At 30.0% G+C, this 23942-nt stretch carries 23 protein-coding genes and 2 tRNA genes; 9 read left to right on the top strand and 16 right to left on the bottom strand.

Annotated elements, in window-relative coordinates:
- The first annotated feature begins 263 nt into the window (after nucleotides 1-263).
- Genes ACULEV_RS00195 through ACULEV_RS00185 form a run of 3 tightly spaced genes read left to right on the top strand, consistent with a single transcriptional unit; the run spans nucleotide 264 to nucleotide 2879 of the window.
- On the top strand, nucleotides 264-1256 hold the full coding sequence (locus ACULEV_RS00195) for a porin (protein ID WP_445456675.1): 993 nt from the start codon (nucleotides 264-266) through the stop codon (nucleotides 1254-1256).
- Nucleotides 1257-1274: 18 nt separating this feature from the next.
- Nucleotides 1275-1613, top strand: a complete 339-nt coding sequence (locus ACULEV_RS00190; RefSeq protein ID WP_445456674.1) for a P-II family nitrogen regulator — start codon at nucleotides 1275-1277, stop codon at nucleotides 1611-1613.
- Between the two features lie 24 nt (nucleotides 1614-1637).
- Complete coding sequence (locus ACULEV_RS00185; protein WP_445456673.1) at nucleotides 1638-2879, top strand: ammonium transporter; 1242 nt, start codon at nucleotides 1638-1640, stop codon at nucleotides 2877-2879.
- Between the two features lie 64 nt (nucleotides 2880-2943).
- Here the strand turns inward: ACULEV_RS00185 and ACULEV_RS00180 are convergent, their stop codons facing one another.
- From ACULEV_RS00180 to ruvC, 4 genes are read right to left on the bottom strand one after another with little or no spacing between them, the layout of a single operon-like run.
- Nucleotides 2944-3711, bottom strand: a complete 768-nt coding sequence (locus ACULEV_RS00180) for a cyclase family protein (protein WP_445456672.1) — start codon at nucleotides 3709-3711, stop codon at nucleotides 2944-2946.
- A 10-nt stretch (nucleotides 3712-3721) separates the two neighbouring features.
- Nucleotides 3722-4867, bottom strand: coding sequence for a radical SAM family heme chaperone HemW (hemW, locus tag ACULEV_RS00175; RefSeq protein ID WP_445456671.1), 1146 nt, complete (start codon nucleotides 4865-4867; stop codon nucleotides 3722-3724).
- A gap of 41 nt (nucleotides 4868-4908) precedes the next feature.
- Entirely contained in the window at nucleotides 4909-6261 is a 1353-nt protein-coding gene (locus ACULEV_RS00170) for a hypothetical protein (RefSeq protein ID WP_445456670.1), read from the bottom strand.
- 53 nt (nucleotides 6262-6314) lie between these two features.
- Complete coding sequence (ruvC, locus tag ACULEV_RS00165; protein WP_445456669.1) at nucleotides 6315-6869, bottom strand: crossover junction endodeoxyribonuclease RuvC; 555 nt, start codon at nucleotides 6867-6869, stop codon at nucleotides 6315-6317.
- Nucleotides 6870-7033: 164 nt separating this feature from the next.
- Here ruvC and ACULEV_RS00160 point away from each other — a divergent pair, with 164 nt between their 5' ends.
- The gene (locus ACULEV_RS00160; protein WP_445456668.1) at nucleotides 7034-7921 is read left to right on the top strand and encodes a hypothetical protein; all 888 of its coding nucleotides are present in this window, start codon (nucleotides 7034-7036) and stop codon (nucleotides 7919-7921) included.
- A gap of 71 nt (nucleotides 7922-7992) precedes the next feature.
- A complete protein-coding gene (locus tag ACULEV_RS00155) occupies nucleotides 7993-9018 on the top strand; it encodes a glycosyltransferase (RefSeq protein WP_445456667.1) in 1026 nt (341 codons plus the stop codon).
- Here ACULEV_RS00155 and ACULEV_RS00150 read toward each other — a convergent pair whose 3' ends face one another.
- Nucleotides 9019-9504 carry a hypothetical protein gene (locus ACULEV_RS00150; RefSeq protein ID WP_445456666.1) on the bottom strand — a complete coding sequence of 162 codons (486 nt, stop codon included), beginning with the start codon at nucleotides 9502-9504 and terminating at the stop codon, nucleotides 9019-9021.
- 83 nt (nucleotides 9505-9587) lie between these two features.
- Nucleotides 9588-10073, bottom strand: a complete 486-nt coding sequence (locus tag ACULEV_RS00145) for an energy transducer TonB (RefSeq protein ID WP_445456665.1) — start codon at nucleotides 10071-10073, stop codon at nucleotides 9588-9590.
- A 388-nt stretch (nucleotides 10074-10461) separates the two neighbouring features.
- On the opposite strand from ACULEV_RS00145, the gene ACULEV_RS00140 reads away from it, so the two are divergent.
- Complete coding sequence (locus ACULEV_RS00140) at nucleotides 10462-10962, top strand: DUF456 domain-containing protein (protein WP_445456664.1); 501 nt, start codon at nucleotides 10462-10464, stop codon at nucleotides 10960-10962.
- Nucleotides 10963-11041: 79 nt separating this feature from the next.
- On the opposite strand, the gene ACULEV_RS00135 is transcribed toward ACULEV_RS00140, so the two are convergent.
- The 7 genes from ACULEV_RS00135 to ACULEV_RS00105 form a co-directional block, all read right to left on the bottom strand.
- A tRNA-Asp gene (locus ACULEV_RS00135) sits at nucleotides 11042-11115 on the bottom strand.
- 238 nt (nucleotides 11116-11353) lie between these two features.
- Nucleotides 11354-11427: transfer RNA gene (locus ACULEV_RS00130), tRNA-Asp, on the bottom strand.
- Between the two features lie 97 nt (nucleotides 11428-11524).
- Complete coding sequence (locus ACULEV_RS00125) at nucleotides 11525-12451, bottom strand: DUF58 domain-containing protein (RefSeq protein WP_445456663.1); 927 nt, start codon at nucleotides 12449-12451, stop codon at nucleotides 11525-11527.
- Nucleotides 12452-12536: 85 nt separating this feature from the next.
- Entirely contained in the window at nucleotides 12537-12854 is a 318-nt protein-coding gene (gene trxA, locus ACULEV_RS00120) for a thioredoxin (protein ID WP_445456662.1), read from the bottom strand.
- A gap of 136 nt (nucleotides 12855-12990) precedes the next feature.
- Nucleotides 12991-13575, bottom strand: coding sequence for a peroxiredoxin-like family protein (locus ACULEV_RS00115; protein WP_445456661.1), 585 nt, complete (start codon nucleotides 13573-13575; stop codon nucleotides 12991-12993).
- Nucleotides 13576-13645: 70 nt separating this feature from the next.
- On the bottom strand, nucleotides 13646-18154 hold the full coding sequence (gene dnaE / locus ACULEV_RS00110; protein ID WP_445456660.1) for a DNA polymerase III subunit alpha: 4509 nt from the start codon (nucleotides 18152-18154) through the stop codon (nucleotides 13646-13648).
- 158 nt (nucleotides 18155-18312) lie between these two features.
- Nucleotides 18313-18999: a DUF6252 family protein gene (locus tag ACULEV_RS00105; protein ID WP_445456659.1), complete on the bottom strand. Its 687-nt coding sequence runs from the start codon at nucleotides 18997-18999 to the stop codon at nucleotides 18313-18315.
- 170 nt (nucleotides 19000-19169) lie between these two features.
- On the opposite strand from ACULEV_RS00105, the gene ACULEV_RS00100 reads away from it, so the two are divergent.
- From ACULEV_RS00100 to ACULEV_RS00090, 3 genes are all read left to right on the top strand, one after another.
- On the top strand, nucleotides 19170-19709 hold the full coding sequence (locus tag ACULEV_RS00100) for a 30S ribosomal protein S16 (RefSeq protein ID WP_445456658.1): 540 nt from the start codon (nucleotides 19170-19172) through the stop codon (nucleotides 19707-19709).
- 16 nt (nucleotides 19710-19725) lie between these two features.
- A complete protein-coding gene (gene rimM / locus ACULEV_RS00095) occupies nucleotides 19726-20253 on the top strand; it encodes a ribosome maturation factor RimM (RefSeq protein ID WP_445458566.1) in 528 nt (175 codons plus the stop codon).
- An 87-nt stretch (nucleotides 20254-20340) separates the two neighbouring features.
- Nucleotides 20341-21000 (top strand): tRNA1(Val) (adenine(37)-N6)-methyltransferase, encoded by a 660-nt coding sequence (locus ACULEV_RS00090; RefSeq protein ID WP_445456657.1) that lies wholly within the window; start codon nucleotides 20341-20343, stop codon nucleotides 20998-21000.
- A 5-nt stretch (nucleotides 21001-21005) separates the two neighbouring features.
- Here ACULEV_RS00090 and ACULEV_RS00085 read toward each other — a convergent pair whose 3' ends face one another.
- From ACULEV_RS00085 to ACULEV_RS00075, 3 genes are all read right to left on the bottom strand, one after another.
- Nucleotides 21006-21833: a hypothetical protein gene (locus ACULEV_RS00085; protein ID WP_445456656.1), complete on the bottom strand. Its 828-nt coding sequence runs from the start codon at nucleotides 21831-21833 to the stop codon at nucleotides 21006-21008.
- Nucleotides 21834-21928: 95 nt separating this feature from the next.
- Nucleotides 21929-22546 (bottom strand): response regulator transcription factor, encoded by a 618-nt coding sequence (locus tag ACULEV_RS00080; RefSeq protein WP_445456655.1) that lies wholly within the window; start codon nucleotides 22544-22546, stop codon nucleotides 21929-21931.
- Between the two features lie 117 nt (nucleotides 22547-22663).
- Entirely contained in the window at nucleotides 22664-23818 is a 1155-nt protein-coding gene (locus ACULEV_RS00075) for a T9SS type A sorting domain-containing protein (protein WP_445456654.1), read from the bottom strand.
- Nucleotides 23819-23942 lie beyond the last annotated feature (124 nt).

Here is a 23942-nt window from a genome sequence, read left to right as displayed (position 1 = left end):
AATAAAAACACTTTTAACTTAAATTAAACCTAATATTTAAATTAAAAACATAAAAAATATTTACTAAAAAATAAATTTTAATGAATATTATTTAAAATTTTAATTGCGAATTATTTAATAAAAATAAAAAATTAATGAATACCCCTATTTTTTAGTATCTAAAAATAAAAAATTAATAAAAATTTATTTGATACCCCTATTTTTTTATAGGTATAAATTGTTTTTAAATAAATTTACCGAGATAATTATAAAAAATGAATTTTATGAAAAAACTTTTTACAACTGTCTTATTCATTTTAACAACATGCTTTTATGCACAAGAAGAACCAGTTTCGACTGAGAAAAAATTTACCTTTGAAGGAAGTATAGATACTTATTACAGAGCTAATATTACTGCACCCAACGACGATAATCAAATTGCACCGAGCACTTCCTTTGCTGACAAATCTGGGTTTGCATTAGGAATGGCAAACATTATTACAAAATATGAAAAAAGAAAAATTGGTGGAGTTGCAGATTTAGCATTTGGGCCAAGAGCTATTCAAGCCAGTTTTATAGATTCTACTTTTGTAAACCAACTTTACGTTTTTTACAATATTAGCGACAACGTAAAACTTACTGCTGGTAAATTCAATACATTTTTAGGATACGAATTAATATCTCCAGTAGGAAATTTCAATTACAGTACTTCATATCTGTTTACAAATGGTCCTTTTAATCATACTGGTTTAAAGGCAGATTTTACCTTATCTGAAAAGGCAAGTTTGCTTTTAGGTGTGTTTAACCAAACTGACGTCAACCTATATAATCCAGATGGAAGTTATGCTTTAGGAGTACAAATGGGATACAGTAGTCAATTCTTAAACTTATTATATGATAAAGCTGGACTAGGTCTTGAAATAGATTTTACCGGTGGATTTGATGCAACAGAATCTTTATTTTTAGGAATTAACGCTGCTTATGCCGATAATGAAGGAGAAGGGTTTTATGGTGCTGCATTATATCCTCAATACAAATTAAAAGAGGCCTTCACTCTAGGTTTACGTGGCGAATATTTCACGCGACAAAGCGAATTTATTGAGGATGACCCAAGTATCATTGCAATAACACTAACAGGAAGCTACACTGTTGATGATTTGACTATTAAACCTGAGTTTCGTTTAGATAATGGATCAGAAGATATTTTTATCAATACCGATTTAGAGCCAACTAAATCTTTAGGTTCGTTTTTAATAGCCGCTATTTATAAATTTTAACTAACTAATATATTTGGAATGAAAAAAATTGAAGCAATAATCAGAAGATCTAAATTTTCTGCCGTAAAAAAAGCATTGCATGAAGTTGGAGTTAACTTTTTCTCTTATTGGGATGTTACAGGCTTAGGCAATGAAAAACAAGGACATGTGTATAGAGGCATCTCATACAGCACAAGCGATATACAAAGACGCTATCTTTCTATAGTTGTTAACGATGATTTTGAACAAGTAACCATCAAAGCCATCCTTGAAGCTGCTGCTACAGGAGAAGTAGGAGATGGAAAAATATTTGTATCTCACATTGAAGAAGTCTACAGAATACGAACAGGAGAAAAAGGTGGTCAAACTTTAAAATAATCAATCAAATTATATAAACTTATTATGGAAGATGTTACTAAACAAATAACCGAAATAAATGGTGTTTTAGATATTTTATGGATACTTATAGCTGGAATATTTGTATTCTTTATGCAAGCAGGTTTTACTCTTGTTGAAGCAGGTTTTACCAGATCTAAAAACACTATAAACATTATCATGAAAAACTTAATGGACTTATGCATTGGTTCATTAGGCTTTTGGGCTATTGGCTACACTATTATGTATGGCGATTCAATAGGATCATTTATTGGTAATCCATCATTTTTTTTTAACACAGATGGTAAAATGCATAATCTGTTTTTTCAAACCGTATTTTGTGCAACTGCTGCTACTATTGTTTCTGGTGCAGTAGCAGAGCGAACAAAATTTTCAACTTATATTGTGCTATCATTAGTTATGACTATATTAATCTATCCTATTTCAGGACATTGGGTATGGCAAGGAGATGGATGGCTAACTAAATTAGGATTTGTGGATTTTGCTGGCTCAAGTGTTGTACACTCTGTTGGTGGTTGGGCTGCATTAGTCGCAGCTTATTTAGTTGGTCCTAGAATAGGAAAATATTCAGAAGGAAAATCTAATGCAATACCTGGACACAATATGATGTATGGAGCATTAGGAGTATTTATTCTTTGGTTAGGATGGTTTGGTTTTAATCCTGGCTCAGAATTAGCTATTTCAGGAGGAAGTGCAAATCATGTTGCAAATATTGTTATTACCACTAACTTAGCAGCAGCAGCAGGTGCAATAGTTGCTATGTTTTATACATGGATTAAATATAAAAAACCTGACTTATCTATGACTTTAAATGGAGCCTTAGCTGGATTAGTAGGAATTACTGCAGGCTGTGCAGCTGTTTCAAATGGAGGAGCTTTGGCAATAGGAGCTATTTGTGGATTAGTAGTTGTTTTGGCAATTACTTTTATAGACGAGAAACTTAAAATTGATGATCCAGTAGGAGCTATTTCCGTTCATGGAGTATGTGGAGCACTAGGAACTATATTAGTAGGTATTTTTGCTACAGATGGTGGATTATTATATGGTGGTGGATTTTCAAAGTTAGGCATTCAAGTTGTTGGTGTTTTAGCAATAGGAACTTGGGCTATAGCGACCACATTTATAGTACTATCCATTCTGAAAAAAGCTATAGGACTTAGAGTTTCAGAAAAAGACGAAACTGAAGGTCTCGATATAACTGAACACGGAATGAATGCTTATCCAGATTTTAGGTTAAATGAAAAATAATTTTTCTGATTTTTAAATATTACTGCTATCAATAAGGGTTTTCAAGATTTTGAAAACCCTTATTTTATTCTATTCTATACAAAATAGGCTTACTAGGTGAAGCATCATTTTCAAAAGATGCAATTTGTAAATTCAAAATATAACTTCCATCAGAAATAGCATTATCAACGTAAATCATTTCGGTTATTGAGCAAGTCATCCTAGCATCATTATTTAAAACTTTTATATCTTTTACATTCCAAAAAGCTTTGTGAGCCAACAATTTACCTTCATCATGTTCTTTATCTACACTTGGCAAATCAATTAAAAGATGCTGAATTCCAATTTTACGAATAAAAACAGCTGCTTCTTCCAATAAATATGCTGGATTTGTATTCGAGTATTTTAGATGTTTTTTATTTTCTTTATTTGGTAAAGTTCTAATAATAAGTGCTTCCGTATTTTTATTTATTAAAGCTATTTCAATTTGATCTTTGGTAATTACTAAATCTTCACCCACTCTCATTGGTTCAACCGAAATAACCTCAGCTATAAAAAAGAACTGCTTTAAACACTGATTAATACTATAAAAATCTTTCGTAATATGCCCCAAACACTCTGTATGTGTAACATGAGCATGCGGATTAAAAAAAATATTATTAAAATTAGTTGATGATTTTCCTTCTGAAACTTTCCCAATCCAATCACCCATTTTAACAGGCTCAATTTGAGGTGTACTTTGATACCAAGCAATAGGATTTTGCTCATTATTTGTTAACGGAAGTGAAATATCCAAAGGTCTTGATAAATCTACCTCATAAACTTGGTTTTTATGTTTGATTGTTGTTTTCAAATGAAAAATTTTACTTCAAATTTAACAAAAATAAGTCGGAAGCAATTCCATCACATAGAAACTTTCCTTTTTTAGTAGTTTTTAAAATAGAATCATCAACAATTTCTAATAAGTTATCATCAAGAAAACGCTGCATTTGTTTTTGCAAATATTCAAGATATTTTATTCCAAACTCTTTTTCTATTCGCTCTAAAGAAACACCCCAAATCGTCCTTAAACCCGTCATAATATATTCATTATAGCGGTCTTTTTTAGTTAGAGTTTCTATTTCAATTGGTAATTTACCTTCTTCAATTGATTTGATATATAATGTATTATTAGATACATTCCAACCTCTATTGACTCCATCATAACTATGCGCTGAAGGACCAATTCCAATGTATTTTTTACCTAGCCAATATGCTGAATTATTCTTTGAGAAATAATCTGGTTTACCAAAATTGGATAATTCGTAATGTACAAATCCGTTTTTTTGCAAAGCATCTACTAAAATATGAAACTGTTCTTGCGCTACTTCATCATCAGGTTGATTAATAATTCCTTTTTGAATGAATTTATCCAAAGCAGTTTTTGGTTCAACTGTTAAAGCATAGCTGGAAATGTGAGGAATTCCAAAAGAAAGCGCTTTTTCTATGTTTTGTTTCCATTTTTCATTACTCGAATCTGGAATTCCGTAAATTAAATCTAAAGAAATATTATCGAAATATTTAGTGGCTATTTTCAAGCATTTTTCTGCTTCAGTTGCATTATGAGCTCTATTCATCATCTTTAAATCATCTTCAAAAAAGGATTGAATTCCTATTGATAGTCGATTCACGCGATTAGTTGATAGTTCGATTATTCTTTCTTCTGACAAATCATCTGGATTGGCTTCAACCGTTATTTCAGGATTATCTACAACTTTATAATTTTGGTAAACAGTTTCTATTAATTGTTTTAAATCTCCAATTGACAAAATACTTGGAGTTCCTCCACCAAAATAAATAGTTTCAATAGTTTCAATAGTTTCATTATCAGCTTCACTTTTACGCAGGACAATTTCTTTGGCTAAAGCCAAAACCATTTCTTCTTTCTTCTTTAAACTAGTAGAAAAATGAAAATCGCAATAATGACAAGCTTGTTTGCAAAAAGGTATATGAATGTAGATCCCGCTCATTTTTTAGTGTTCAGTGGTCAGTTTTTAGTGTTCAGTGAATATTATTTTAATTTTTCAAAACATGATTCTTTTAATTTTGTACCGTTATCGCTTTCAAACATTTTAGGATAATTAATTAAATAACCGTTAAATCCTATTTTTTTTAATATTATTTTCGAGATTAGAACATACAACCTAAGAGAATAATAATCATATTTAAGTTCTAAAGAAATAAATTCTTCTTCCGATTCGATTTGATACCGATTTGGTATTATTCTTCCATGAAAAAAATCATTCCTTTTAGATAAAATCTTTATCTCTTCATTTTTACAATTTATTCCTAAATTTTTTAATGTTTGTTCAAAATGAACCGTGTTGTTTGTTAATTTATTATCTATATTTTCTACTATATCAGTCAACACTTTTAAATCTTCAATCTCAATTTTATCTTTTATTTTAGAAAGAATTTCAAAACCCATATCTTGCTTATTTTCCTTTTCAACTTTAACTCTCTTTAAATTTAATTCTTCACATAAAGTCTCTAACACAACAAACATTTGTGGAACTCTAGAAATGGGAGGAGTTTTATAAAAATCAAACAACATTCTAATTGAAAAATAAAGTCTTTGATTACTAAACAATAACATTACTAATGAAGTAAAAATATTTTCATCAATATGTGAAGAATATCGATTATGATTTTCTTCACTTAACTCGTCTTTTAATTTCCAATCCCATTCTTTAGGATACCTTGTAAATGGACGAGGAAATGAATACATTTTATCAGAACTTCTGTAGAAAAAATCAACATCACTGGAGAAATCATTAACTTCTGATTGAAAATAAAATTCCTCATTCTTGAAGAATTTGCCTGTTAAAAAACCAATTGAAGTTATAATATTATTTACATAATGCTTAAATTTTTTAAAATCAATTTTAGTATCACATTCAATACAAAGAAATTGATGCTTTAAATTCGGACTAATCAAACATTTAGAAATTTTAAAAACAATTCCATCAATTAAAATTGAAAAAAACTTTTGATTTGATTCAAATAATTTTTCAAAAAAAAGATTACCAATTTTTGAATAATAGCTATTATATTTGATTTGATTTTCATCAAAACTTAAAGATTTAAAAATGTATGCGTTTAAATAATATTTTGAAGAAGGATCAAAAGTAAACTTATCCAAAAAATGACAAACTTTTATATCAAATGAATTATGAGATATAACGAAATTTATTTCATCATTATTTAATAATTTTAGATGAGAAAGTCCTATTTGAAAAAACAAACCTTTCTCCATTTTGCAAAGAAGAACTTCTTCTTTTTTTTCAAATTCTACTTCATGTAAATAAACTTTTGTTTCTTCTTCAAAAGAATAAATCTTTTCAAATATTTCAAAAATATTCATGTTTACTTTTAATTTTTTGTTCTTACTGATTACTAAAAACTGAACACTGAATACTATTTCTTCACTCTATTCTCATTCTGCTTTACAAAAGCATCCCAACCTGTATAACTTTTTTCTCCTATTACTTTTCCTGTATTGAAAAAATGACACACTGCAGCTGCTAAACCATCCGTTGAATCAAGGTTTTTAGGTAGCGTTTTTAAACCTAATAATTGTTGGAGCATTTTTGCCACTTGCTCTTTACTTGCATTTCCATTACCAGTAATGGCCATTTTTATTTTCTTAGGTTCGTATTCCGTTATTGGAATTTGTCTAGACAAACCTGCTGCCATTGCAACACCTTGTGCTCTTCCCAGCTTTAACATAGATTGTACGTTTTTCCCAAAGAAAGGAGCTTCAATCGCAATTTCATCTGGGTGATGGGTTTCGATTAATTCAATAGTACGTTCAAAGATGACTTTTAGTTTAGTATAATGATCATCGTATTTATTAAGAATCAATTCGTTTAACTGAATAAATTCCATTTTTTTATTAATGACTTTAATCAAACCAAAACCCATAATGGTTGTTCCTGGATCAATTCCTAATATGATACGTTCATTTGCCATTATTCAATTATCAGTGTTCAGTCGTTAGTGCACAGATTAAAACTAAGTTTTATTGTATTTGTACCTACAAGATTTTTAAAACCTTGCTAGAAATTTGTTTCTTTGTGCTAATGATTTCAATTCCTCACAAAGCTAAACAATTCTTATTAGTAATAATCAAACTTTTGATTGTAAGTACTGCGTTGAGTTATATTTATAATCAATTACAAAATAAGAAAGTAGATTGGAATAGCATTTCAACTTATTTATCGTTCCAATCCATCCTAATTTTAATTTTATTTTCTGCAACAAATTGGATCTTAGAAATTTTTAAGTGGCAAAATTTAGTTTCTTTTTTTAAAAAAATTTCTTTTTTAGAATCAACTAAACAAAGTTTAGGTTCGCTAACGGCTTCTATTTTCACTCCAAATCGAATAGGAGAATATGGTGCAAAAATGCTATATTATCCAAAAGAAAATGCAAAGAAAATAGTTTTTTTAAATTTTATTAGTAACAGTTCACAAATGGCTGTTACTTGTTTTTTTGGGATTTTAGGACTTATTATTAATAGTTCTAAATTTGACTCTTTAAGTTTATGGATTAGTTTTAAGATAAAACTTTTATTTTTAATATTAATTATAGTTGTTGCTTTTGTGTTTCTTTTTTTTGTCAGAAAACATGAAGTTTATGGATTTTCAATTGAAAAATTGGTTTCAAAAATCAAACAGTTTCCAGCGAATATCATGCAGTCTAATTTTCAGTTATCCACTATGCGATATTTGGTTTTCTCACATCAATTTTACTTTTTATTAGTACTTTTTAATTGTGAAATAGATTACCCAACAGCACTATCTACTATTTTTATAATGTATTTTTTAGCTTCATTAATTCCAAGCATACATTTTATGGATGTAGCTATTAAAGGAGGAGTTGCTGTATATTTGTTTTCTAAATTTGGAATTAACGAATGGAAAATTATTATGATTACCTCGTTTATGTGGTTATTTAATTTAGTTATTCCTGTATTAATTGGTAGTTATTTTGTTTTACTATTTAAATCTCAACAAAAATGATTACTTTTTTATTTATCGTACTTTTCATATATACATTACTCATATGTATTTTAATTTTTGGTTTTACTAAAATGAAACCTACTTCCTTTTATGATACTTCACCAAAAAACAAATTTTCTATTATAGTTCCTTTTAGAAACGAAGTCAATAATTTACCAAAATTATTAACTTCTTTTTCCTTTTTAAACTATCCTAAAGACCTGTATGAAGTAATTTTAGTAGATGACGAATCCGATTTTTTGTTTCAAGTACCAAGTTTAAAGTTTAAAATTCAGCTTATTTCGAATAACAGAAAATCAAATTCACCTAAAAAAGATGCTATTGAAACTGCTATACAAATAGCCAATCATGAATGGATTGTCACAACTGATGCAGATTGCTTAGTAGAACCTAATTGGCTTGAAATAATTGACAATTATATTCAGCAAACGCATAAAAAAATGGTTGTTGCGGGTGTAGGATACTCTTATGAGAAGGGGTTTTTACATGCTTTTCAAAACTTAGATTTCTTAAGCTTACAAGGAGCTACCATAGGAAGTTTTGGAATCAACGAACCTTTTATGTGCAATGGTGCTAATTTTGCCTATAAAAAAGAATTCTTCTATGAATTAAATGGCTTTCAAGGCAACTCTGCTATTGCAAGTGGAGACGATGTATTTTTATTACAGAAAGCTATACAGAAAGAAAAATCTGCTGTTGGATTTTGTATGCATAACGCAAGTATTGTAAAAACTCAAAGTGCTACTTCATGGCAGGATTTATTTTTTCAAAGGGTACGATGGGCTTCAAAAAGTACTGAATACCATTCTTTATTTGGAAAAATTGTAGCAATTATTGTTTTTCTAACGAATTTATGCTGGATAACAACTTTTGCTTTATGGTGTTTGGGGATTGCTTCTTATAAAAGCTTTTTACTTTACTTAGTAATTAAATTTCTAGTCGATTTTATACTATTGGCACAAACTTCAATTTATTTTAAATCTAAGTTGAGTTGGGTTTTATTAAGCTTATTCTTGTATCCATTTTTTAGTTCCGCAGTTGCTTTTTATTCCTTATTTGGTAATTATACTTGGAAAGGCAGAACATTTAAAAAATAATTATTCTTCAACTTTTATTATTACTGGTAATATAAATTGTGATTTTACCTTTATTCCTCTTTTAATTGCAGGTTCTACATGAGGAAAATCGGATAATTTATTTTGTAGTATACTGTCTATAACTTTAATATCATAGGTAATAGAATCATTAGGAATTTCTGTGCGAAACTCAAGAGTTGCATCTGGATTAATAGTTACTTTTACAGCAATTGTATCGACTTCTGGATACATGATTTGCAATGTATCAACACCTATCCTTTCTTGAATATTTCGAATTAAATACTCAAAAAAACATTGTTTTTGCAATTCTTTACCTACAATAGAATCACAACTAGTAACTGTAGGAAACTCATCTACTTCTTCCCAATTAATTTTTCCTAATTCTTCTTTCAGCAACTTTTCCTTATCTGGAACTTTTTTCTCAAAAAATTGACATGAGCTAAAGATAAAAAAAAGCAACATTACTATATATGTATCTCTTTTCAAAATGTATTTTTTGTAAAAATAGTATTTTTTATTTACAATTATTTTGAAGTGTTAAAATCTAAATAAACAATGTCTAAGTAAAATTACATCATTTTAAAAATAATTGGCAATCCATACTTAACATTTACAATTTTGCCTTTATGTTTCCCAGGAGTAAACTTTGGTAATATAGATACAATTCTAATTGCTTCAGTTTCTAGTAATTTTTTATCATACTCTTTTTCATTTGAAGCACTAGCTTTAATGTCTTTTATTTTTCCAAATTCGTTAATAATAAAACTTACATCTACTTTACCTTGAATTCTATTTTCTAAAGCTTCTTCTGGATAAGTAAAATTTCTTTTAATATGATTCATCATTTTTTTATTAAAACATTCCACTGCTTCCTTCCTAGAAGATGAATCCTCACATCCTTTAAACAATGGCACTTCTTCGGTTACTTCAAACTCAATAACCTCATCTGAAGCCAATTTAATATTTTTAAAAGAGATAATTGAAAAAGATATTATGAATGTTAAAAAAACTAGCAACCCAGTTTTTAACCTATCATTAATGGTATTTTTAATCATATTTATTTTGTTTTGGATAATAATACAGTAAGTTTCGATTTTCTATTAATTAAACATTATAACAAGTCTTTCTCTGATAGGAAATTGAAATTCTAAATTACAAAAAAAACATCAAAATGATAAAAAAGAGTTTAAAAAATTATTTAATAAAAAAATAAAACTTCTTTTTTTAAGAATTTAACACTTATAAGCATATTAAAGACCTTAATAAATATTACTTAAAAATCATATATTATAAGATCATTCTTTATTTCGCTTATTAATTCCCTCTTTTAATCATCAACGCTTACCTAATTCCTTCTTCTGTATTTGTATTTTATTTTATCATTTTTTTCAACTAACTTTTTAGTTTATTTTTATTTTATATATTTAAGAATAATTTTTTATTATGGAATATTTTTTATTGTTTATAGGGTTTGCATGTATGATTACAGGAATAATAGGCAGTTTTTTACCTGTTTTACCAGGACCACCTATTAGTTGGATAGGTATATTATTATTATATCTAACACCTAATGTAACACCCAATTATTGGATTTTGGGAATTACTCTAGTGATTGCTTTAATGATTGCCATTTTGGATTATGTAATCCCTGCAAAAGGAACCAAACGATTTGGAGGAAGCAAATATGGTATTTGGGGAACCAATATTGGATTAATAGTAGGTTTATTGACTCCTATTCCATTTGGCTTTATAATAGGTCCTTTTGCTGGTGCTTTAATAGGTGAACTTATTTACGATAAAAAAGATCATAATAGAGCATTAAAAGCAGCAACTGGTTCATTAATAGGTTTTTTAGCAAGTACATTTATGAAATTTGTAATCTCCATTGTCTATCTAGGGTTGTTTTTTGTAATTGTTTGGAGAAATTGGGAGATTTATTTTTAAACTAACAAAGTTTGTTAAACTTAAATTTATTATACAAAAAAAAGCATTCCAATTTCTAGGAATGCTTTTTAAAATTTAGCGGTCTGGACGGGACTCGAACCCGCGACCCCATGCGTGACAGGCATGTATTCTAACCAACTGAACTACCAAACCAAATTTCATGAATAATCATAAAAATTAACAAAAACCCTATGTTTATTCTATTATTTTAAAACTTTTTAAAGCTAAATTATCTCTAAACAAAAAAGCCATCCACCTTAAAGGTGAAAAGCTTTTCATCGGTCTAACTACTAAACCATCCGCCTAGGCGGACTAAACAACACAACTATTTTAGATGCTTTTATTGGGCAAAAAAGCATTCTGATTTCTCAGAATGCTTCTCCCAATTTAGCGGTCTGGACGGGACTCGAACCCGCGACCCCATGCGTGACAGGCATGTATTCTAACCAACTGAACTACCAAACCAGTGCCTTATTGCGAGTGCAAATATACAACGCTTTTCCAATCTTCCAAATATTTTTTCAAAAAAAATTATAAAAATTTCCATCATCAAAAAAAAATCCTATCCAAACTTTTGTTTTTCAACTAAATAGGTTGTCAAAATTTTTTCAAAATTTTCTCCTATTTCAACAGGCACATACTGAATTTTGTACTGCAAACAAGTGTTCGCTATCTCTTTGAAATAACTTTGAACCTGTTTTTCATATTCTTCTTTTATATTTTCGGCAAATATTTGAACAGTTTCTCCAGTTTCTACATCTATGAATTTCCTTGGTGTATTATTAAAATCAAAAGTCAATTCTGTTTTTTTATCATAAACATGAAAAACAACTACTTTATGTTTGTTGTGCTTCAAATGCTGGAGCGCTTTAAAAATTTTCTCTTCATCTTCATACTGAAACATATCAGTAAATAAAATAACCATTGAACGTCTATGAATATTTTCGGCAATTTGATGCAAAAATGCAACAGTATCTGTTTGTTTAGTACTTTTATTAGCTTCTAGAATTTCTTCTAATTTATTAAGAATCATACGGTGATGTCTATCACTTCCTTTTTCATTAGCATAAAATTCATAAGTATCCGAGTAAACACTTACCCCAATCGCATCTCTTTGTTTTTTAAGAAGATTCATTAAAACTGCCGAAGCCAAAACTGAAAAGCCTATTTTATTTTCATAAAAATTTTCATTTTTAGCCAACAAAGGATAATGCATTGATGAAGAATTATCTATAATTAAGTGACAACGCAGATTCGTTTCTTCTTCATAACGCTTTGTATATAATCGATCTGTTTTTGCAAAAAGTTTCCAATCGATGTGCTTTGTGCTTTCTCCTTGATTATAAATTTTATGTTCGGCAAACTCAGCGGAAAAACCATGAAATGGGCTTTTATGCATTCCAGAAATAAAGCCTTCTACTACTTGGTTCGCAAGCAATTCTAGGTTTTTAAAACTTGATATTTTTTCTAATTGGCTTTCAATCTTCATAAATCAAATATAATGAGATAAATTCTTTAATCATAAAAAAAGGTCTAACTTTCGTTAGACCTTTTCCATTGTCATTGTAAATCAACTATAGTAATGCATCAATTGCATCTGTATAAGTTTTTTTAGGAGCAACTCCTACTTGTCTTCCAACTACTTCTCCATTTTGAAAAACTAATACTGTAGGAATGTTTCTAACTCCATATTTTGTTGCGAATTCTTGGTTTGCATCTACATCTACTTTCCCTACAACTGCTTTTCCATCATATTCTGTAGCTACCTCATCGATAACTGGCCCAACCATTCTACATGGTCCACACCAAGCTGCCCAAAAATCTACTACTACTGGTTTATCTGATTTTAATACTACTTCCTCAAAAGTAGCATCTGTTATTGCTAATGCCATTTTTTTTATTTTATGTTTACAAATTGCTTTATCCAGTTTTAAGTTATAGTGAACTTGAATACAAATTTAGAAATAATTATTCCAAATTTTATAGTTTAATATAAATTTTACCTATGGTTCAATTTAAAAATCGAATTTACAAACTTTTTAACACGGATAATAAGAGATTTCCTTGTAATCTTTTTGAATAGTCTGGATTAATGTACAAGAACTCAATCTCTTGTTTTTCATTCAAAACATAAACTGCAGGAACAGGTAACCAATTAGTATTTTTGCCATCTGAATATTTACCTAACATTTTCCCATATTTTTCTGGACTTGTAAAAGCAATACCAATTGCTTTTGAAAAATCTCCATTACTATCAGAAACCAATGTATAACCCAAATTTCCTTTTTCATCTGTTTCTTTCAAAAAAGAAAGTGCATCTGGACTTACAGCTACAATTTGATATCCTAAAGATAAAATTTCTTTTTCTATTTCTTGCACATCGGCTAATTGTGCATTACAATATGGGCACCAACCTCCTCTATAAACAATTAGAACCGTCTTTTTATCGAATAAAGTATTTGTTTCTACTTCTTTTCCGCTTATATCTTGAAGTTTAGTATTTGGTATTTTTTCACCTATTAACAAGGGAGAAATATTTTCTGGTTTATCAGCAACTTGAGCTTGTAAATTAAAAGCTAAACTGAACAATACGATTGTAATTACTTTTTTCATTTTTATTAGTTTGAAAATTTATTTACAAAGGTATTTAATGCGTGTTTTTTAATTTGTTTGATAGCTAACACTAATTCAATTTAAAATTAATTTGCATGCTTTCTAACTCCTGAAGTAGTTCGTTTGAAATTTTCACTTTCATTTTTCGACTAGGCATACTCAATTTTGTAACAACTTTTATTTCTTCAACTTCTTTTATTGTTGGTTCAATTTCTACAGCTTCAAACTGTTCGTCAGATTCCGTATCATCGCTTACATCTATTGTTTCGTTTTCAATTGTTTCTATAATTTGCTTTTTGACTTTTTCTAATTCCATTACTTCAATCGTAACTGTATTATCTCCTTTTTCTTTGGTAAACAAATCATATAAAGCTTGAATTCTATTTTCACTCAAATCTGTAATACTAAACTGTAAAATTAATTTTTTAGCAAAAGTGGTTAATACATCTTGAAGCATTTTTACTTCTAAAAACTGCAATCTTGGATCTCCTTTTTTCCCTTCTGCATTTGTCCAACCTTCTTTAACTACCAATTTTATAAACGTAAAATTATTTTGAATTAAGAAATGTCTAAATTTTAAGTACTCTTCTCCAAAAATCCTGAATTCATAGGTTTCATCATATCCTTCTAAAGTAAACATTCCCCAACCTTTTCCGTTTTTAGCTACGCGATGTTCTACTTTGGTAATAATTCCTCCAATACTAATATTCTTACCAAGGAAATTATTCAAATCTTTCAACTCTTCTAACTTTGCATTGCAGAAATATTTCATTTCGTATTTATAATCGTCAAGTGGATGACCTGAAATATAAATACCTACAACTTCTTTTTCTTTTGCCAATTTCTCCATGGTATTCCATTCTTCACATGGTGGAACAACAGGTTCTGCAATTTGAACTTCAGATGCATCTCCAAATAAACTTACTTGTGCTGAATTTTCATTTTCTTGAAATTTAGCACCATATTTCACTGCTTTTTCCAAAAACGTTATACCGTCTCCATCATCATGAAAATATTGTGCTCTGTGTGTGTTAGAAAAACAATCAAATCCACCAGCTAAAGCTAAACTTTCAAACGCTTTTTTGTTAGCAGCCCTTAGATCAATTTTCTTAGCTACATCAAAAATAGATTTATAAGGAGCCTCTTTTCTACTTTGGACTATAGTGTCTACTGCATTTGCTCCAACTCCTTTAATCGCTCCCATTCCAAAGCGAACAGCATACTCTTCATTAACCGTAAATTTGTAATAAGATTCATTTACATCTGGTCCGAGAACTTCTAATCCCATTCGTTTACATTCTTCCATAAAAAACGAAACTTGCTTGATATCGTTCATGTTATTAGAAAGAACTGCTGCCATATATTCTGCTGGATAATGAGCCTTCAAATAAGCCGTTTGATAAGCTATCCAAGCATAACAAGTAGAGTGTGATTTATTGAATGCGTAACTTGCAAAAGCTTCCCAGTCTTTCCAAATTTTCTCTAAAACTGTTGCATCATGACCTTTTGCTGAAGCTTGTTCTACAAACTTTGGTTTCATCTTATCCAGAACATCTTTTTGCTTTTTACCCATAGCTTTTCGTAAAACATCTGCTTCACCTTTTGTAAAATTAGCTAAGGATTGAGACAAAAGCATCACTTGTTCTTGATAAACAGTAATTCCGTAGGTTTCACCTAGATATTCTTCACACGCATCTAAATCATAAACAATAGGTTCTTCTCCGTTTTTTCTTCTTACAAAGGAAGGAATGTATTCCAATGGTCCAGGACGATATAAAGCATTCATTGCAATTAAATCGCCAAAAACAGTAGGTTTTAAATCCTTCATGTATTTTTGCATTCCAGGAGATTCATATTGAAAAATACCAACTGTTTCACCTCTTTGAAACAACTCATAGGTTTTTTTATCATCAATTGGAAAAGTATCAGGATCTAATTCGACACCAGTACGATATTTAACTAGTTTGACAGTATCTTTAATTAATGTTAGGGTTTTCAAACCCAAGAAGTCCATCTTTAATAATCCTGCACTTTCTGCAACCGAGTTATCAAATTGGGTAACATATAAATCAGAATCTTTTGCAGTTGTTACTGGAACATAATTGGTAATATCCGAAGGTGTAATAATTACACCACAAGCGTGAATTCCGGTATTTCGTAGAGAACCTTCCAAAATTTTCGCTTGTTGAATGGTTTCTCCAGCTAAATCTCCCTCATTAGCAATCGCAATCAATTCTTTAACCTTGTCAAATTCGTCTGAACGTAAAGCTTTTTTTACATCCTCTTCTTTTTCAGAAATAAACCGAGCTAAATTCCATTTAGAAGGCATCATTCCAGGAATTAACTTAGCAATTCTATCCGCTTCAAACAATGGTAAATCTAATACACGAGCTGTATCTCGAATAGCTGATTTTGTTGCCATTTTACCATAGGTAATAATTTGTGCTACTTGATTCGACCCATACTTTTTAATCACATAATCCATTACACGACCACGACCTTCATCATCGAAGTCAATATCAATATCGGGCATCGACACACGGTCAGGATTTAAGAAACGCTCAAAAAGCAAATCGTATTTAATAGGATCAATATTGGTTATTCCTAAACAGTAAGCCACTGCTGAACCTGCAGCAGAACCACGACCAGGACCAACTGAAACATCCATTTTTCGAGCTTCTGCAATGAAATCTTGTACAATTAAAAAGTATCCAGGATAACCCGAATTCGATATAGTTAGTAACTCAAAATCTAATCGTTCTTGAATAGCTGGAGTAATTTCACCATATCTACGCTTTGCCCCTTCCATAGTAAGATGGCGTAGATAAGCATTTTCACCTCTTACACCTTCATCAATAGCATCTTCTGGATTTACAAATTCGGTTGGAATATCATATTTTGGAAGTAATACATCTCTATATAATGAGTAAATTTCTACTTTATCAATAATTTCTTGAATATTAATAATTGCTTCGGGTAAATCAGTGAAGAGTTTTTTCATCTCTTCTTCCGATTTAAAATAATATTCTTGATTTGGTAAACCGTATCGATAACCTCTACCTCTACCTATAGGTGTTGCTTGTTTTTCACCATCTTTTACGCACAATAAAATATCATGTGCATTCGCATCTTCTTTATTTAGGTAAAAGGTATTATTAGATGCAATTAACTTGACATTATGCTTTTGAGAGAATTCAATCAAGGTTTTATTAACACGATTTTCATCTTCTTGATTGTGACGCATAATCTCGAGATAAAAATCAGATCCAAATTGCTCTTTCCACCAAATTAAAGCCTCTTCTGCTTGACTTTCACCTATATTCAGTATTTTACTTGGTATTTCACCATACAAATTCCCAGACAAAACCATAATGTCCTCTTTGTATTTTTCAACAACATTCTTGTCGATTCTTGGAACATAATAAAAACCATCAATGTAAGCGATAGAAGCCATTTTAGCCAAATTATGGTAGCCTTTTTTATTCTTTGCTAACAATACAACTTGGTAACCATTGTCCTTTTTAGTTCTATCTAAGTGATTTTCACAAATATTAAATTCACAACCTACAATTGGTTTTATTTCAGTTTCTGTTGGTTCTTCTCCTGCTTCAATTTTAGCTTTTACAGCTTTATTATGATTCATAACAGCACTCACAAAATGAAAAGCTCCCATCATATTTCCAGTATCGGTCATAGCAACTGCTGGCATATTATTTTTGGCTGTAGCCGAAACTAATGCAGGAATTCCTATAGTAGATTGTAAAACGGAAAATTGTGAATGATTATGCAAATGTGCAAACTTAGCTTTTGAAAAATCTTTTTTATCCGATTCCGAAATAGTAGTCTGCGTATTTTCTTGTTCAATTTTTTGCAATTTTTTTCGAATTTCATCCGAAGCTGCTTTTAAATTGATATGTTTTAATCCAATAAGTTGGATTTCTTTTGGATTGTGTTCTTTAAATCTAGTAAAATAATCAGGTGTTACATCTAGTTCTTCTTTTGTAAAAACTTCTCTTTTAATTAATTCCAAAAAACAGCGTGTTGTTGCTTCCACATCGGCTGTTGCATTATGTGCTTCTGAAAAAGGAACACCAAAAAGATATTCGTGTAATTCAGTTAATGTTGGCAACTTAAATTTTCCACCACGACCACCTGGTAATTTTAATAACTCTGCTGTAACTTCTGTACAAGTGTCTAAAACTGGCATTTTTGACATATCAGAACCTACATTCATTCGATGGAATTCACAGCCCATAATATTGACATCAAAACCTACATTTTGACCTACAATATATTTTGTTTTAGACAAGGCTATATTAAATTTCTCTAATACTTCAAGTAGCGGCACACCTTGTTGCTCAGCTAATTCTGTAGAAATACCATGAATGCGTTCCGCGTCATAAGGAATATTAAACCCTTCTGGTTTTACTAGATAGTCCTGATGTTCTACTAAATTCCCCATTTCGTCATGTAACTGCCAAGCAATCTGAATACATCGTGGCCAATTATCTGTATCGGTTATGGGTGCTGACCAACTTCTAGGTAAACCTGTAGTTTCAGTATCAAAAATTAAATACATAGTGTGTTAAATTCCAAATGATTAAAGTGTCAAATACCAATAAAATGACAATTTTCAAAAATACAACTATTAAAAATAAAGCGCAATTTTAGTTGTTAACAGGAAACAAAAAACCACCTCAAACGAGATGGTTTTTATCATTTATTTTTAGCCTTTCTTTAGTTAACAGGAATTCTATAAAAAATTCCTTGTGAAAAAGTAACTACTTGCCCGTCTTCATCAACCGCATTTAGTTTAAATGTTCCTGTATAAGTCCCATTTTCTACTTCTTCAATTACAACTTCGCCATTACTTTGTTGCGTGTTCATTACTCTAAAAGTAGCATTATTATTTCCTCCTTCAATTGTGACCACATCACCTGCTAAATAATTTGCGCCTCTTGCTTTTATAGTATCTGTAGCAATACCACCAATATTATTCACTGTAATTTTAAATACTAAACCACTTCCTGAACCACCAGTAGTTAATGCTGAGTCATTATTTACATATGCATTCCCTGGAGTTAATTTTCTAGTTAGAAATGCAGGTCCAGGATAAGCACCAGTATCGAAAAGATTAGAAGTATTTCCAGCTGTTACAGTATAACTAGCAAAATTAGCTTGATTAGTTGTTCCTAAAATATAAGTTCCAGGATTAGCTGAGCTAGTTTTAAGTTCCAATTTCTCATTTCCTCGTAAAGCAGTAATAATTAAACCTCCATTGGACCCAATAGACAAATGAGTGTCTTGAGATCTCCAATTAATATCGTTTAATTTTGCTTGAAATGCTGGATTATTTACTTGAGTTTCATTCACACAAGAAGTCAAGACTAATACAAACCCCAATAAAGCAATTATTTTTTTCATTTAATATCTTCTTTAATACATAATTAGACAAAAATAATTTTTTTAATTTAAACAAAACATAAAAAACATAAAAATATTTTTAAAAAACATATACTATTGTAAAACAAAGTTTTGTACATTTGCACCCTTAAATAACTGAGGTCGGGAACCTCAAAATTAATCAAAAGATTATGCCTGTAAAAATTAGATTACAAAGACATGGTAAAAAAGGGAAACCTTTTTACTGGATCGTAGCTGCAGATGCACGTTCAAAAAGAGATGGTAAATTCCTTGACAAAATAGGAACTTACAATCCAAACACTAACCCAGCAACTATTGATTTAAATCTTGATAGTGCTGTTCAATGGTTACACAATGGTGCTCAGCCAACTGACACTGCAAGAGCAATTTTGTCTTACAAAGGTGCTTTATTAAAACACCACTTAGATGGAGGAGTTCGTAAAGGTGCTTTAACTCAAGAACAAGCAGAAGCTAAATTAGCTGCATGGTTAGATGAAAAAGCAGGAAAAGTTGATGCTAAAAAAGATGGTTTAAGCAAAGCACAAGCTGATGCTAGAACTAAAGCTTTAAAAGCAGAAAAAGAAGCAAACGAAAAACGTATTGCTGCTCAAGCTGAGGCTGCAAAAGCAGAAGAAGCTGTAACTGAAGAAGCTACAGAAGAAACTGAAGCTCCTGCAGTTGAAGAGAACAACGAAGAAACAGAAGCTTAATTTTTAATTCGTAATGATGCATAAAAAAGAGTGTTTCTATTTAGGCAAAATTGCGAGAAAATTTAGTTTTAAGGGTGAAGTTCTAGTTTATTTAGATACTGATGAACCCGAATTGTATCAAAATTTGGAATCAGTTTTTGTTGAATTAAACAAAACACTGGTTCCTTTTTTTATTGAAAAAAGTTCCCTACACAAAGATAAATTCTTACGTGTTCGCTTTGAAGATGTAGAAACAGAAGCTGATGCTGATGCTATTATGAATTGTGAGATTTATCTTCCACTTTCTATGCTACCTAAACTAGAAGGCAACAAGTTTTACTATCATGAAATTATTGGTTTTGATGTTGAGGACGTTCGATTAGGCAACATTGGAATTATGAAAAGCGTTAATGATAGTAATGCACAACCATTATTTGAAATCACAAAAGGAGAAATTGAAATTTTAGTTCCAATGATTGATGCATTTATCGTAAAAATCGATAGAGCAAATAAAAAAGTAATACTAAATACTCCTGAAGGATTAGTGGATTTGTATTTAAGTTAAACCCTATACCAAAAGAAGACTTTAAAAAATTACGTTTTGTCCATTTTTCACTTTAAACAATTCCAAATAGAACAAGACCGTTGTGCCATGAAAATTGGTACAGATGCTGTTTTATTAGGAACTTGGACACCATTAACTAACAAGCCATACAACATTCTTGATATAGGCACAGGAACTGGAGTTTTAGCGTTAATACTTGCTCAAAGAAGTACTGCGGAACAAATTGATGCTATTGAAATAGATGACGAAGCTTTCGAACAAGCCACAGATAACTTTGAATCTTCTCCATGGAATGATCGACTGTTTTGTTTTCATGCTGGCTTAGATGAATTCATGGACGAACCAGAAGATGAATATGATTTAATTATTTCTAATCCTCCTTTTTATACTGAAAATTACAAAACCGAAAATACTCAAAGAGATTTAGCTCGTTTTGAAGATGCTTTACCTTTTGAAGATTTAATAGAAGCTGCCGATTTATTACTCTCAGAAAATGGAATTTTCTCTGTAATTATCCCTTTTAAAGAAGAAGAACGTTTTTTGGCTCTAGCCAAAGATTTTGAATTATATCCTTTAAAGATTACTCGTGTAAAAGGAAAACCAAACACAGAAATAAAAAGGAGTTTGTTAGCTTTTACAAGAATCCAACAAACTCCTTTAATTGATGAATTAATTATTGAAATAGCTCGTCATCAATACACGCCAGAATATATCAATCTCACCCAAGATTTTTATTTGAAGATGTAATTATTTTAGTTATCATACATTACACAAGATGCACAATCTGGTCCTGAATCACAATAGACTCCTCCAAAAGCTCTTTTTTTAACACAACCAGTACCCCAATCGCAATCACATGTTATTTTACTTATTATCTCAATTTCTTTTGAATTATGAGACTCAATTGAATTTCTTAAAACAGGCAAAACCATAGTATAACCAAAAACATTTGCCTTTACATAAACATATTCTTTTGAAGAAATCTCTTTATTTTGTTTTATAAAATCAGGTATATTACCATTATATATTTTTAAATAAAAATTATTTATCCCTGTTTTTACCTCTAGAAGATTAAGTACTTCTGTTTTCATACATTTATATTCCTTTTTATCAGACGTATTAATTAACGACACCTCTTCTTTAACATTAATTATTCCTTTTAGCACTACACTTCTCGAGTTAGAATACACCTTTCTTTCACACGTTTTACAGGTAGAGGCCATTATACAATAGTAAACCCCATCTTTTTTTAAAGGACTACAATCTGTACCTTGCGTACAATCGCAATGTACACTAATTTCTGCTACTTTACTTAATTGTCTTGATCGAGTATCATTTGCAATCAAATAATACATGTTTTCTGGTAAAACAATAGTAAACACTCCATCATCATTTTTAAACACTTTACTCCCTTCTGGAAAAGGAATTCCTTTGTCGTTACTCAAAGCAATAGCTTCTCCTATTGCTTTGTCTTTAATAGGATCAAATTGTCTCACTTCTACCTCGTTATCTTCCTTACTGCACGAGATAAACATCAGGGTTGCCATGAAGGCATACAATGCTTTTTTAATAGACTGCATTTTCATATTTTTTAAATTTGTTGTCCCAAAAATAAGATGTAAAAAAGCAAAAAAAATCACCCTGAACGGGTGATTTTTGTAAAACTTAACTGTTTTTACTTATTCCTTACCGCATTATACACTTTGATGACCTCATTTTTAGAAGTTACATGTAGCTTTTCATAAATATTTCGAGCATGCGTCTTAATCGTATTAATACTTACATTTAATTCTTCACCTATCGCCGCATAACTTTTACCTTTTGCTAAAAGAGTTACCACTTCATTTTCCCGATCTGAAAGTTCGTTGAGTTTTTTTTCTTGAAAAGATTCTACAACCATTCGAGCAATTTTAATACTCATAGGCGCTCCACCTTGATCCAGCTGTACTAATGCTTCTAAAATTTTTTGTTTCCCACTTACTTTGGTAATATAACCTACTGCTCCTGCACATAAGGCTTCGAAAACATAGTTTGATTCTTCATTAACAGTAACCACAATAATAGCTAATTGTGGAAATTGCTTTTTAATAATTTTGATTCCTTCAATTCCATTCATTCCTGATAAATTAATGTCCATAAACAAAATATCCGGCTGTAATTCATCTAATTTAGGAATGGCTATTTCACAGCTTTCAAAATCACCTACCACTTCAAAATCTTCTGTAGAATTAATCATTTCTTTGTAAGTGTTTCTTACCAATTCATAGTCTTCAATTAAAACAATTCTTTTCATTATTAAATTAGCGTGAAATTTATTTTACAAATGTATCACAATTTTACCTGTCATTTTCAAAAGCAAAAACCATAGTTAAAACTATGGCTTGTGCTAAAAACAGAAACAAAATAATTTTTACTTTTTAATTATTCTTTGCATTCCTGTTTTTCCTTCTTTAGAGGTTATTTTTACCAAATAAATACCCGACAAAAGATGTTCCAAATTGACAAAAGCACCTGTTGCAACCTCTTGAACAGTTCTTCCATCTAAAGCAAGTATCTCAATCTTTGCTATTTCTTGGTCATTAGATACAGTTACATTTAAAATATCATTTACAGGATTTGGATAGACTGAAATTTGATTGTTAAGATCAAACTTGTTTGAACCTAACAATTCTGAATTATCAAAAGAAATATACGCTTTATTCGTTCCATAAAAAGAGACAAAAAGTTTTGTTAGCGAATTATAATCTTTACGATTAAAGGAAATAGAGCTTATCGAACCCACTAAATTATCTGCTGAATTTGGTTCCCAAAATTTAACAGGTGCTTCAAAAGTATTTAAATTAACTCTATAAATTCCTCCTCCAGATTGTGCATCACCCTCAATAGAATAAAACACATACCCATTATTATAGGACAAAGAAGAAACAACTCCAGGCAAATTTGCAACCAATGTTCCTCCTATACCAGTTGTTAAATTACTTCTCGTTATACTATTATTTCTTACAGTAAACATAGCATCATAATCACTAACATATAAGATTTTACTTATATCAGAAGTATTAGGATAATCAGTAATTAGTGTTTTCGTTTTGGTTGTTATATTATATAGAAAAATAGTTTTGTTAATATCATCTAAAAAATAAAATTCGGTTTCACTTTTTTTACTTACTGAAATAATTCTAGTACTTGCAAAACTAAAAAAATCGGTACTAATATAACTCCCTGAATAGTAATAGTTTTCAAAAGTTGACGTACTTGATGAAGCGGATGATTTAATTATTCCAAAATTATGTGTTCCTGTACCTAAGTTAGTATTATTTACAACTATATTAGAGAAATTAGGCAAAGAAGAAGCTGTTAAAATAGACACTTTTGTGTTGTCAGATGCATTTACTCTCCATAAGGTATTTTGTTCATACAAATAATTTAATTGATAATTAGTTGAATTATAAAAAGGAGGTGAAAAAGTAAGATGACTAGCATCTGTATGTTGTGTATGGTAGGTTTGCCCAAAAACAAAGCAGTTAATTAAAAACAATACGATTAATAAAGTAATTTTTTTCATAAATTGTTATTTTTAAAATTGGTGCAAATTTGAAATTTTGTTTTCAATAAAAAATCACCCTTTTTGGGTGATTTTTTATCTATTTCTTTTTACAAAATTTGTTCTGCCACAAATTCCAATAAAA

This window comes from Flavobacterium sp. HNIBRBA15423, from assembly GCF_052655965.1.
Note: the sequence above shows the minus strand (reverse complement) of the source record. Positions and strands in the feature narration are given on the sequence as shown.

Coding starts and splice junctions, on each gene's coding strand:
- ACULEV_RS00195 (WP_445456675.1), top strand. CDS start 264: ATGAAAAAACTTTTTACAACTGTCTTATTCATTTTAACAACATGCTTT.
- ACULEV_RS00190 (WP_445456674.1), top strand. CDS start 1,275: ATGAAAAAAATTGAAGCAATAATCAGAAGATCTAAATTTTCTGCCGTA.
- ACULEV_RS00185 (WP_445456673.1), top strand. CDS start 1,638: ATGGAAGATGTTACTAAACAAATAACCGAAATAAATGGTGTTTTAGAT.
- hemW (WP_445456671.1), bottom strand. CDS start 4,867: ATGAGCGGGATCTACATTCATATACCTTTTTGCAAACAAGCTTGTCAT.
- ACULEV_RS00170 (WP_445456670.1), bottom strand. CDS start 6,261: ATGAATATTTTTGAAATATTTGAAAAGATTTATTCTTTTGAAGAAGAA.
- ruvC (WP_445456669.1), bottom strand. CDS start 6,869: ATGGCAAATGAACGTATCATATTAGGAATTGATCCAGGAACAACCATT.
- ACULEV_RS00155 (WP_445456667.1), top strand. CDS start 7,993: ATGAAACCTACTTCCTTTTATGATACTTCACCAAAAAACAAATTTTCT.
- ACULEV_RS00145 (WP_445456665.1), bottom strand. CDS start 10,073: ATGATTAAAAATACCATTAATGATAGGTTAAAAACTGGGTTGCTAGTT.
- ACULEV_RS00140 (WP_445456664.1), top strand. CDS start 10,462: ATGGAATATTTTTTATTGTTTATAGGGTTTGCATGTATGATTACAGGA.
- ACULEV_RS00125 (WP_445456663.1), bottom strand. CDS start 12,451: ATGAAGATTGAAAGCCAATTAGAAAAAATATCAAGTTTTAAAAACCTA.
- trxA (WP_445456662.1), bottom strand. CDS start 12,854: ATGGCATTAGCAATAACAGATGCTACTTTTGAGGAAGTAGTATTAAAA.
- ACULEV_RS00115 (WP_445456661.1), bottom strand. CDS start 13,575: ATGAAAAAAGTAATTACAATCGTATTGTTCAGTTTAGCTTTTAATTTA.
- dnaE (WP_445456660.1), bottom strand. CDS start 18,154: ATGTATTTAATTTTTGATACTGAAACTACAGGTTTACCTAGAAGTTGG.
- ACULEV_RS00105 (WP_445456659.1), bottom strand. CDS start 18,999: ATGAAAAAAATAATTGCTTTATTGGGGTTTGTATTAGTCTTGACTTCT.
- ACULEV_RS00100 (WP_445456658.1), top strand. CDS start 19,170: ATGCCTGTAAAAATTAGATTACAAAGACATGGTAAAAAAGGGAAACCT.
- rimM (WP_445458566.1), top strand. CDS start 19,726: ATGCATAAAAAAGAGTGTTTCTATTTAGGCAAAATTGCGAGAAAATTT.
- ACULEV_RS00090 (WP_445456657.1), top strand. CDS start 20,341: ATGAAAATTGGTACAGATGCTGTTTTATTAGGAACTTGGACACCATTA.
- ACULEV_RS00085 (WP_445456656.1), bottom strand. CDS start 21,833: ATGCAGTCTATTAAAAAAGCATTGTATGCCTTCATGGCAACCCTGATG.
- ACULEV_RS00080 (WP_445456655.1), bottom strand. CDS start 22,546: ATGAAAAGAATTGTTTTAATTGAAGACTATGAATTGGTAAGAAACACT.
- ACULEV_RS00075 (WP_445456654.1), bottom strand. CDS start 23,818: ATGAAAAAAATTACTTTATTAATCGTATTGTTTTTAATTAACTGCTTT.